The 10,290-nt window shown below is 40.0% G+C and carries 9 protein-coding genes, 3 tRNA genes and 1 rRNA gene; 4 read left to right on the top strand and 9 right to left on the bottom strand.

The features are described 5' to 3' along the window. Positions 1–40 precede the first annotated feature (40 nt). The 5 genes from I6F47_RS19850 to nudE form a co-directional block, all read right to left on the bottom strand. A tRNA-Met gene (locus I6F47_RS19850) sits at positions 41–117 on the bottom strand. 62 nt (positions 118–179) lie between these two features. After that, positions 180–256, bottom strand: a tRNA-Met gene (locus I6F47_RS19845). A gap of 79 nt (positions 257–335) precedes the next feature. Beyond that, a tRNA-Met gene (locus I6F47_RS19840) sits at positions 336–412 on the bottom strand. A gap of 136 nt (positions 413–548) precedes the next feature. Then, positions 549–1,352 carry a 3'(2'),5'-bisphosphate nucleotidase CysQ gene (gene cysQ, locus I6F47_RS19835; RefSeq protein WP_007586545.1) on the bottom strand — a complete coding sequence of 268 codons (804 nt, stop codon included), beginning with the start codon at positions 1,350–1,352 and terminating at the stop codon, positions 549–551. After that, a complete protein-coding gene (gene nudE, locus I6F47_RS19830) occupies positions 1,345–1,917 on the bottom strand; it encodes an ADP compounds hydrolase NudE (protein WP_007586548.1) in 573 nt (190 codons plus the stop codon). The genes cysQ and nudE overlap by 8 nt, the downstream gene beginning before the upstream one ends. A 61-nt stretch (positions 1,918–1,978) precedes the next feature. On the opposite strand from nudE, the gene yrfG reads away from it, so the two are divergent. Continuing rightward, entirely contained in the window at positions 1,979–2,626 is a 648-nt protein-coding gene (gene yrfG, locus I6F47_RS19825; protein ID WP_007378908.1) for a GMP/IMP nucleotidase, read from the top strand. A gap of 15 nt (positions 2,627–2,641) precedes the next feature. Here the strand turns inward: yrfG and I6F47_RS19820 are convergent, their stop codons facing one another. From I6F47_RS19820 to I6F47_RS19810, 3 genes are all read right to left on the bottom strand, one after another. Beyond that, complete coding sequence (locus I6F47_RS19820) at positions 2,642–3,265, bottom strand: dUTP diphosphatase (RefSeq protein ID WP_007586550.1); 624 nt, start codon at positions 3,263–3,265, stop codon at positions 2,642–2,644. 105 nt (positions 3,266–3,370) lie between these two features. Next, positions 3,371–3,739 (bottom strand): YacL family protein, encoded by a 369-nt coding sequence (locus tag I6F47_RS19815; RefSeq protein ID WP_024592461.1) that lies wholly within the window; start codon positions 3,737–3,739, stop codon positions 3,371–3,373. 116 nt (positions 3,740–3,855) lie between these two features. Then, a complete protein-coding gene (locus I6F47_RS19810) occupies positions 3,856–4,080 on the bottom strand; it encodes a hypothetical protein (protein WP_002963009.1) in 225 nt (74 codons plus the stop codon). A 303-nt stretch (positions 4,081–4,383) separates the two neighbouring features. Between I6F47_RS19810 and uvrD the strand changes: the two genes are divergently transcribed. The 3 genes from uvrD to I6F47_RS19795 all read left to right on the top strand — a co-directional run bounded on the left by uvrD (position 4,384) and on the right by I6F47_RS19795 (position 9,547). Then, the gene (gene uvrD / locus I6F47_RS19805; protein ID WP_007586555.1) at positions 4,384–6,549 is read left to right on the top strand and encodes a DNA helicase II; all 2,166 of its coding nucleotides are present in this window, start codon (positions 4,384–4,386) and stop codon (positions 6,547–6,549) included. Further along, positions 6,527–8,596: a GNAT family N-acetyltransferase gene (locus tag I6F47_RS19800; RefSeq protein WP_165723079.1), complete on the top strand. Its 2,070-nt coding sequence runs from the start codon at positions 6,527–6,529 to the stop codon at positions 8,594–8,596. Before uvrD ends, I6F47_RS19800 begins: the two co-directional genes overlap by 23 nt. Positions 8,597–8,698: 102 nt before the next feature. After that, positions 8,699–9,547 carry a chemotaxis protein gene (locus I6F47_RS19795; protein WP_165723080.1) on the top strand — a complete coding sequence of 283 codons (849 nt, stop codon included), beginning with the start codon at positions 8,699–8,701 and terminating at the stop codon, positions 9,545–9,547. A gap of 421 nt (positions 9,548–9,968) precedes the next feature. Here I6F47_RS19795 and rrf read toward each other — a convergent pair. Continuing rightward, positions 9,969–10,083 (bottom strand): 5S ribosomal RNA (gene rrf / locus I6F47_RS19790). Positions 10,084–10,290 lie beyond the last annotated feature (207 nt).

The raw sequence follows: 10,290 nt of genomic DNA, 5'->3' as shown, positions 1-10,290 counted from the left end.
ACACGCTTTAAGCGTGTCATTTCATTCTTATTTATTTCAGTGGTTGCGGGAGCCGGATTTGAACCGACGACCTTCGGGTTATGAGCCCGACGAGCTACCAGACTGCTCCATCCCGCGCCTGAAATTTGTAGACTTGTTTAAAGTTGCTTACATTACAACTTGGCTTCCAATTAAAGAATTGGTTGCGGGAGCCGGATTTGAACCGACGACCTTCGGGTTATGAGCCCGACGAGCTACCAGACTGCTCCATCCCGCGCCTGTATATTTTAAGTCTATCGACTACTTTATTTTATCTCTTAAGCTAGAGTTTACAGTAACCAAATCTTATAAAAAATTGGTTGCGGGAGCCGGATTTGAACCGACGACCTTCGGGTTATGAGCCCGACGAGCTACCAGACTGCTCCATCCCGCGCCTGTAATTTCTTTAAAACATTTTCGTAATATTTACGAGCCTGCCTTGAAGAGAGCGCTACTATATAGGAATAAACATTTAATGCAAGGCCTAAACTAATTAAAGTTGTTCAACCGAACAAAAAGCAATCAAATTGCTATTCTGCGCTCAACCTTTGATGCGGATTAATCATTTTTTGCCATTCCCAGTCTGGATGCCCCATCACTATAAAGTCAGGGTTCTCAGTACTCTCGCGTTGGTTGTACGTTAGCGGGTTAAATTCTGCATCGGTAATACAACCACCGGCTTCTTCAACAATAACTTGTGAAGCACCTGTATCCCACTCTCCCGTTGGACCAATTCTTAAAAAACAATCTGCTTTGCCTTCTGCAACAGTACAAGCTTTTAATGAGCACGAGCCAATAGCAATAGTTGTAAACTGACTATTTAAATACTGACTCACCGCTTCTATTTTTTGGCGGCGGCTCACTGCAAGCGTCAAGTTCTCTGGCGGCGCTACAGATATTTGCTTATCAATTGAGTTTTCACGTTTAAAGGCACCATTTTTAGCTGTAGCAAAATAAGTCACACCTTTTGCAGGCCAATGAATAACTCCAAGCACAGGATGATTATTTTCAATCAATGCAATGTTTACTGCAAAGTCGCCACTTTCTAAAATAAATTCGCCTGTACCATCCATCGGATCGAGCAACCAATAGCGCTGCCAGTCCTGTCTGTCGGCGAGTGCAGGTATAGGTGTTTCTTCCGACATAATTGGGATATCGGGCGCTAAGACTTTTAATCCAGCAACCAGTACGTCATTTGCTGCTAAGTCAGCTTTGGTAACAGGCGTATTATCTGATTTCTCTTGTTGGCCAATATCGCCTTTTTTATAAATGGCCATAATTGCATCGCCAGCACGCTCAGCTAATTCGATACACGGTTCGATTAATTTATTCATCGGCAGCTCCAGACGCTAAATACTTATCTAATAATAGCAAAGCTGCAACACTGCGTGCTTCGGTAAAATCTTCTTGGTCTAATAATGACTGCCACTGAGTTAATGGCCACTTAACAACAACAAGCGGCTCTGGTTCGTCGCCAATAAGGGTTTGTGGGTATAATTGCTTAGCAAATAAAATATGCATAGTGGCATTAAAGTAACTCGGCGCCATTGTTACTGTTCTTAATGGTTTAAAATACTCAGCACCAAAGCCAATTTCTTCTTTAAGCTCTCTGTTAGCAGCTTGCTCTGGCGTTTCGCCCGGATCGATTAAGCCTTTAGGAAAACCTAACTGGTAATCGTTTGTGCCCGCACAGTATTCACGTACAAGTAGTAATTCGTTGTCTGCACTTAACGGAACAATCATCACTGCTCCCCGGCCACCGCCGCGAATTCGCTCATACTGGCGCTCTTCGTTATTAGAAAACTTTAGCTCTAAAGACTCCACAGTAAACAGGCGGCTTTTAGCGACAACATTGTTACTGAGGATTTGTGGTGGTGTTGGGTGCTTTTTCTGTGTCATTGGCGTTAATTTGCTATCATGGCAGTTAGTTCAATAATAAACCTTATAAGTTGAAATTCCTATGTTAAATTGGTCAAAAATCGATACCGTTTTGCTCGACATGGATGGAACATTACTCGATTTACATTACGACAGTCATTTTTGGCTTAACGTTATTCCTGCGCAACACGCATTAGCAAGGGGCATTAGCCTAGATGCAGCTAAAGCAGATATTTTAAAACGCTATCAAGCTGTGAGCGGTCAAATACAGTGGTATTGTTTAGATTATTGGGAGCAGCAATTAAGCTTGCCTATAATGGAGCTTAAACGAGAGTCTCAGCATTTAATTAAAATGCGCGAAGACGTACCTCATTTTTTAACTGAGCTTAAAAAAGCAGGCAAAGAGTTAATTTTACTTACCAACGCCCACCCTGAGAGTGTCATGCTTAAATTTGAGCATACAGCGATTGATAACTACCTAGATGGCGTAGTGTCGACTCATGAATATGGAGTAAGTAAAGAGCAACAAAGTTTGTGGCACCAAGTACAAAAAGACTTAGGATTTAATAAGCAGCGCACTTTGTTTGTAGATGACAGTGTGCCGGTTTTGAATGCCGCACGAGAATACGGCATTGAGCACTTACTTGCAGTTGCTAACCCAGATAGCCAACAACCACATAACGAAATAGCCGATTACCTAAGTGTTACCGACTATCGTAAGATTATCTAACTCAACTTACGTGACTTAAATTTTTGGGTAACGCGCTTCTAGCCCTTGATATACTAACTTTGCAAAATCTGCATGTTCTGTATCAAGGCTTTTAACTACTTCAACTAAATGCTCGTTATCTTCTTGCCCATTCCATTCTTTAATATAGCTACCATCTTTGTAACCGTGATCTTGGCGGAAAAAGTTTAACGTATTTTTACCTACGTAGCCGCGATATAAATCATCAATATCCATACCCATTTGCGCCATACAGCCGGCAAAGGCACCTGCATTAAACGTTTTATCTGCAACTGCAGAAGCCGCTAATATCTCTAGTGTTTGTTTAAAGTCATCAGCTTGTTGAGCATTACTAAGCTCAGTTTCAAGTTGCTTTGCTAAGTCTTCGTAGCTAGTTTCGCCGTCAATTCTAAGCGATAGACCAAAATGAAAAATATCAACCAACTCTAAAATAACTTGTTCAGTATCTGGTGTTTGTTTTTTCCACCATTTCCAACCATGATGATCCAACATTTCAGCACACTCAACCCAAATAGCGCGGTACCATTCAAACCCTTGAGTAAACCATTGCTCATGTACTTTAGTATTCATGGCGTTTTGCATTTCTAGCATCACTACTAGCTTGTTTAAATTGGCAGACATATCAGTTCCTGTCGTTTTGATTGGCGTAATGTTCGTTGGTGTAATAATACAGATAAAATGCTGATTGTGCATTGCTGTATATTTTTATTAGTGTGCTAGTTATGTTTATCGTGACGTCGTAAACTCATGCCATGAATCAATTAAATCAATGAAATCTTCAAAGCCACAACCACTACTTAAGCCATTTTCTTCAAGCGCTAAATCGTCATCTTGATACGCTATTAGGTCTTCGCTGTCTTGATGAAGCGCATGGGCTTCAAATAATGCTTCGTCTTTCGTTAATATTAAATCTATTTCTTGGCCTTTTAGCGTTAGCGGCTCATAGCTTGAACTCACCGATGCAATAAGCGCTTGCACCATGGCTACTTTGTCTTTGCCTATTTCTTCGTTTAGCCAGCGACCAATAATAGCGTGTTCACTGCTTATTTTAATACGTAGCCCACTAATAGGGTCGCGAATAAATTGATATTCCATAGGGTTTGCCTGTAAATCTTTAATTGCGTAATTATATACGTAAACGCCCGTAAACCACAGGACATATAAAGTAAAATAGCGCCACATGGGCGCTATTTTACTCAACTTGAAAACCGTTAACTTCGCGATCTATAACGCGCTGCGTCAATAATCGACCATAAGTAAATAATAGGCACAAGTACAAAGCCTACAAGCACATAAATTAGTGCGTAACTTATTATAATAGCGAGTGCAAAAAATATAGCCGCTAAAATACGCCCTTGCACTAACTGCCCTAAACCAGGAAAAAATATATTACATAATGCTGCGATTACGTTACCGCCAGAACCTTGATCTGCCATACTAACCTCTGTATTTATTTGATTTTATAATTATTTACTTACACACTCTATGCCAATTTATTAAAGCTTACAAATCAAATAGTTAAATTAGTCTAGATTTAGAGAGTTAGTAAATTTTGCTAACTTTAGGTCAAATTAGCAATTTTTGTTATGTGTTTGCACTTTTCTATTCGCTCAATTAATTAGCAAGTTACTCGTTTTGAACACTATTTTATAAATAGCTGTTTATAAAAACAGTATTTTATTTAGCCTAACAAAAACACCTGTTATACTGGCCACAATATTGATTAAAAAGGCGTAACGATGGACGTTTCACAATTACTCGATGGCTTAAATGACAAACAACGCGATGCCGTTGCAGCCCCACTACAAAACATGCTGGTATTAGCAGGTGCTGGGTCTGGTAAAACACGAGTGTTAGTTCATCGTATTGCGTGGCTTATGCAAGTTGAGCAAGCCTCCGCTTACAGTATTTTTGCAGTTACTTTTACTAATAAAGCCGCTAAAGAAATGCGTGGCCGCGTTGAAGAAACACTAAAAGCGCCTGTAGGTGGTATGTGGATTGGTACTTTCCATGGTTTATCGCATCGTATTTTACGTGCTCATCACCGTGAAGCTAATTTACCAGAAGCCTTTCAAATTTTAGACTCTGACGATCAGCTTCGGATGATCAAGCGCTTATTAAAATCGATGAATATTGATGATAAAAAATGGCCCGCTAAGCAATTTGGCTGGTACATAAGCGCCAAAAAAGATGAAGCACTTCGCCCTAAAGATATTCAAGCATACGATATTAATGAGCAAATGATGCTGCGTGTTTATGCCGCCTATCAAGAGGCCTGTGATAGAGCGGGCCTAGTTGATTTTGCTGAAATATTACTACGCAGCTACGAAGTGTTAAAAAATAACCCTACGTTACTGCGTCATTATCAGCAACGCTTTGCGCATATGCTCGTAGACGAGTTCCAAGATACAAATACCATTCAATATGCTTGGTTAAAATTACTTGCTGGCGATACTAACAGCATTATGATTGTAGGCGACGATGACCAAAGCATTTATGGTTGGCGTGGTGCTAAAATCGAAAACATTAAACGTTTTTTAACTGACTTTAGCGCAGAAACCATTCGTCTTGAACAAAACTACCGCTCAACAGCGACTATTTTGAAAGCGTCTAACGCATTAATTCAAAATAACTCAGAACGTATGGGTAAAAGCTTGTGGACCGACGGTAACGACGGCGAGCCAATCTCTATTTATGCAGCATTTAATGAGTTAGACGAAGCACGCTTTGTAAGTAGCAAACTACGAAGCTGGTTAAATGCAGGTAATGCCCTACAAGATGCCGCAATTTTATACCGTAGTAACGCGCAATCTCGTGTACTCGAGGAGGCCATGCTGCAAGAAGGCTTAAAATACCGTATTTATGGTGGTATGCGATTCTTCGAACGACAAGAAATTAAAGATGCGTTGTCGTACTTACGTCTAGTGGGTAATCGTCAAGACGATGCCGCGTTTGAACGTGTAATTAATACGCCAGCACGCGGTATTGGTGATAAAACATTGAGCCATATACGTGATTGTGCACGAGCAGAATCATTACCGCTTTGGTATGCCGCAAAAGCAATTGTAGAACAACAGCATTTATCTGGTCGTGCTTCTGGTGCAGTAAGTAAGTTTGTAGAACTAGTTGAACAAATAGAAGATAAAATTAGCGATCTAACTTTGCATGAGCAAGCCAAGTACACAATTCAAACCTCAGGCTTGATGGCAATGTACCAAGCTGAAAAAGGTGAAAAAGGCCGTGCTCGCGTAGAAAACTTAGAAGAACTAATTAGCGCATGTGACCAGTACGAACTTCCTGAAGACGAAGAATACAGCTCGCCTTTACAAGGCTTTTTAGCACATACATCACTTGAGTCAGGTGAAGGGCAGGCAGAAGAACACGAAGACGCTGTTCAAATGATGACACTTCACTCAGCTAAAGGCTTAGAGTTTCCGTTAGTGTTTATGGTGGGCGTAGAAGAAGGCATGTTCCCTTCTCAGCAAAGTAACGAAGAGTCGGGTCGCTTAGAAGAAGAGCGCCGCCTTTGTTATGTAGGCATGACACGAGCAATGGATAAGTTATACATTAGCCATGCTGAGAGTCGCCGCTTATACGGGCAAGAAAAATACCATAGCCCATCACGCTTTTTACGCGAAATACCTGAGGACTGCGTAGAAGAAATCCGTATTAAAACACAGGTTTCTCGCCCGCCTGCCGCCGGGCGTTTTAGCGCATCAGTTAGCCATGCCGCATTTGAAGACAGTGGCTTTAACTTAGGACAACGAGTTTTGCATGCTAAGTTTGGTGTTGGTACCGTACTTAATTACGAAGGCAGTGGCGCGCAATCTCGCGTACAAGTTAACTTTGACGACCTTGGCAGTAAATGGTTAGTAACGGCCTATGCACGATTACAAGCTGTATAAAGCTCACCTAAATGAGTTAGAACAACAACTAGCTGGCGCGTATCATCGTCAGCTAGTGTTGATTACGGGCAGCCCTGCTTGGTGTTATGAATTACTTAACTCATTAATAGATGAAAACAATACACTTGTTGTATCAAAGCAGTGCGCGATTAAAAATTCGTACTGGCCTACTCGCACTCACCAAATTTTAGGGCAAGAATTTGCTCATGCTGTTTACAATGGTTTTAGTGGTTTACACCCTGATAAACTTGCAGCACTTACCGGCACCGTTAAAGCAGGCGGTATACTGTTTTTATTACTGCCCGAATTAAATGATTTAGCCTCTTGGCAAGACCCCTCATTAAGTACAGTGCAATCACACGGTCAGAGTATTGACTACAGTTTATTTAATCAACGTTTCGCGGCTATTATTAAGCAATTACCCGCTTTTCATTTTAGTGAAAAAAATGGCTGTATTAGTAATCTCGTCAGCTCTGTTACGGATAATAAAATTGATTATCTACCACAGCAAAACTGCGTTGAACAAATAGTAAAAGTAGCTAATGGCCGTGCCAACAGACCTTTACTCATTAATGCCGATAGAGGTAGAGGCAAGTCGGCAGCACTTGGCTTAGCTGCCGCAAAATTGACTGATAAAAAAGTAATTATTTGCAGCACTCAGTTTAAAGCGACCCATAGTAGCTTTAAACATTTAGCCAACGAGCTGAGCCTTCAATACAACGCTGAACATAAACAGCTCGCCAACTTGCACTACGTTGCACCTGACGCGTTATTAAATGCATTACCTGAATGCGATTTATTACTCATTGATGAAGCTGCCGCGATCCCTGTACCGTTATTGCTAAAAATGCTAGCTCATTACCCTCGTATAGTCTTTGCAAGTACACTGGTTGGGTATGAGGGCAATGGTAGGGGTTATACCATTCGCTTTAGTAACTATATAAAAGCGCACTATAAAGCCTCTAAAGTTGTAACGCTTGATGAGCCACTGCGTTTTGCTAAACACGATCCCCTCGAGAAGCACATTCGCACCTTGCTTGCACTCGATGCACAATACAAAGAGTTAAGTAGTGAGCAATTAGAGCAGCCAGTTCATAGCGAAATAACTCAGCAATCCCTTGTAAACAATGAGCCTTTACTGCAACAAGTTATTGCCCTGCTTGCATTGGCTCACTATCAAAGTAGTGTAAACGATTTACGCCAACTACTAGACGCACCATCGCAACGAATATTCATCAGCAAAATTAACAATCAATTAGTTGGTGTATGTTTAATCGCAATAGAAGGTGGTTTAAGTGAAGAACTTGCTCTACAGGTTATAAGCGGAGAGCGCCGCCCACAGGGTCATTTAATGGCTCAAACCCTCTCACAACTTAGTTTTAATAATGACTACTTAACACAGTTGAGCGCTCGCGTTGTACGAATAGCGATTGATCCGAGTTCTCACAATATGGGTTTTGGTAAAAAGCTACTTAGCTATTGCGAGTCGCAAGTAAAAAGCCAATGTAGTTGGTTTGGTGCAAGCTTTGGCGCAACAGCGCAGCTACTTAACTTTTGGCAAAAACAAGGGTTTGATACCGTAAAACTGGGATATCAACGCGATAAAAGCACAGCTGAACATTCAGCGCTTGTGGTTAAATGCTTAAGCAACAAAAGTGCAATTATCCAACCTTTGAAAAAGCAGTTTAAAAACGACTTTTTTTATGCTCTTTTAACACATTTTAAAACACTAGATTGGCAACTTGTAAGTATTTTAATTGTAGGATTTAGCGATGAGTTAGTAAGCCCCGAGACTCGCGAACGATTAGCCTTGCTCGTAAACAGTAACTTCACTCAATTTAATATCTCTGCGACTCTCTGGCAGGTAGTGAATCAGTCTCCTTCTTGTATGTCTCAATTAACAGAGTCTGATAAACAACTTTTAATAAAGTTAGTGCTGCAAAATGAATGTAATGAAAAAGTGATTCAACACTTAGGTTTATTAGGAAAAAAGCAGCTTGAGAATCAATTTAAACGTGCCATAAAAAACCTCACTAGTGCCATCTAATAACTCCTAGTTACCTATCTCTATTAAATCTTACCCTTCTTTAAGCTATTTATTTAATTTGTTCTATCCTTAAAGCATTAACAGGTAAATTAAGATAAAGGCATGGAATTAATAAACTTTAAAGTGGGCTGCAAAACAATTTCACTTAAAATACTCGATATTTTATTAACAGAGCGCTTTGACAATAATCTAACAACTTTACCCAACAATAATAAAAGCTTTATTGGTGTTAAAGATTATATGGATATACCAACGCCTGTGTTTGATTTAGGTATTATTTTAAATAATATCTCAACCGAACAAAGTAATGCGCATGTACTAAAACAACTAAGAACATGGCAAGAAAAACTATTAAACTGGTTCAATACCCTTCAAAGTACCTTGCTAAATAGCTCGGCTTCTATTTCAAGCAATGATGCAGAACTACAAGATTTTGTTCTGTTTTACAAAGAGTTCAACACCGATAATGAAGACTTAAAACTAACAATGTCTCGACTTAACGAACCTTTCCAATCATTGCTAGAAACGGTAAAAGAAGCTATATCAGCTCATAATCAAAGCGATTATAAACAAGTATCAGCTCTGCTCAAAAAAATTAAGCGTAGTAACCTAATTCAGCTAGAGCGTTTATTCGAATCAGCTAAAGAGCAAATAACCTTAGACTATAAACCTATTATTGTTTTTACCACTAAAGACGGCTTAAACCCACACGTAGGGTTATTGGTAGATAAAGTCGAAGATAATATCGACTATAAAAAAGAAGACATTAAACCACTAGATAAGCTCACTGAGGTTGGTTTTGATCTAGACCCACAAACTAAAAATATGATGCGAGGATTAATCAAGCTTTCACAAAAGCACAGTGTATTAATTGATCCAAGCGTAATATTTAAACCAACACAACTAGAAGAATCTGAAAGTGAAGAAACTCAAGCTTACGGACTATTTTAAATAGTCTTTAGATTTGGTTATAAACTTTAGCACTGAAGTAAGGAGCTATTCTACTCGACTTGTACATTTAGATAAATTGGAGAGAAATCGAGTGCGTAATGTTAGTTACTCATATTTCACTTTTCTGCAAACGTAAAAAAGCCCGAATCGTTAGATCCGGGCTCGCTACAATGTGAAGTCGGTGCGCTACGCAGTAGAATGTCATAGTGCCCACAGCAGTAGAAAGTCACGTAGCAAATGCTACTTTATTGGCCGACTGAGATATTGAGGGTTTTGTTGTGATTTTAACGTCAGGAGTCGCGACGCTTGCCCGACCTGCGTGCTAGGTGTTGATGTGAGTGTATGTTAATTGCGCGCATTTTACTTTTCTGCAGACGTAAAAAAGCCCGAATCGTTAGATTCGGGCTTTCTACAATTTGAAGCCTGGTAATGTCCTACTTTCACATAGCAAATGCTACACTATCATCGGCGCTGTTTCGTTTCACTACTGAGTTCGGCATGGAGTCAGGTGGGTCCAAAACGCTATTGTCACCAAGCAAATTTGGGCGTTAATTCGTATCGCTACGCACTAACTGAATTTGGAAAATATCTGATAATATTTTTTAAGTCGTTCTAAGTAATTTCTACTTTAGTTATATTAACTTCTTCGCTTGTTTCACTATCACATAAAACGCGTTTGGCGTTGTATGGTTAAGCCTCACGGGTAATTAGTACAAGTTAGCTTAATGGCTCACACCACTTCC

The sequence above is a fragment of the Pseudoalteromonas sp. NZS37 genome, from assembly GCF_015864265.1.
GTDB lineage: Bacteria > Pseudomonadota > Gammaproteobacteria > Enterobacterales > Alteromonadaceae > Pseudoalteromonas > Pseudoalteromonas arctica.
The sequence above is the reverse complement of the archived record's forward strand: the minus strand, read 5'-3'. Positions and strand labels throughout refer to the sequence as shown.

Excerpts from the sequence above, each read along its gene's own strand:
- cysQ (WP_007586545.1), bottom strand. The coding sequence starts at position 1,352 with ATGAATAAATTAATCGAACCGTGTATCGAATTAGCTGAGCGTGCTGGC.
- nudE (WP_007586548.1), bottom strand. The coding sequence starts at position 1,917 with ATGACACAGAAAAAGCACCCAACACCACCACAAATCCTCAGTAACAAT.
- yrfG (WP_007378908.1), top strand. The coding sequence starts at position 1,979 with ATGTTAAATTGGTCAAAAATCGATACCGTTTTGCTCGACATGGATGGA.
- I6F47_RS19820 (WP_007586550.1), bottom strand. The coding sequence starts at position 3,265 with ATGTCTGCCAATTTAAACAAGCTAGTAGTGATGCTAGAAATGCAAAAC.
- I6F47_RS19815 (WP_024592461.1), bottom strand. The coding sequence starts at position 3,739 with ATGGAATATCAATTTATTCGCGACCCTATTAGTGGGCTACGTATTAAA.
- I6F47_RS19810 (WP_002963009.1), bottom strand. The coding sequence starts at position 4,080 with ATGGCAGATCAAGGTTCTGGCGGTAACGTAATCGCAGCATTATGTAAT.
- uvrD (WP_007586555.1), top strand. The coding sequence starts at position 4,384 with ATGGACGTTTCACAATTACTCGATGGCTTAAATGACAAACAACGCGAT.
- I6F47_RS19800 (WP_165723079.1), top strand. The coding sequence starts at position 6,527 with ATGCACGATTACAAGCTGTATAAAGCTCACCTAAATGAGTTAGAACAA.
- I6F47_RS19795 (WP_165723080.1), top strand. The coding sequence starts at position 8,699 with ATGGAATTAATAAACTTTAAAGTGGGCTGCAAAACAATTTCACTTAAA.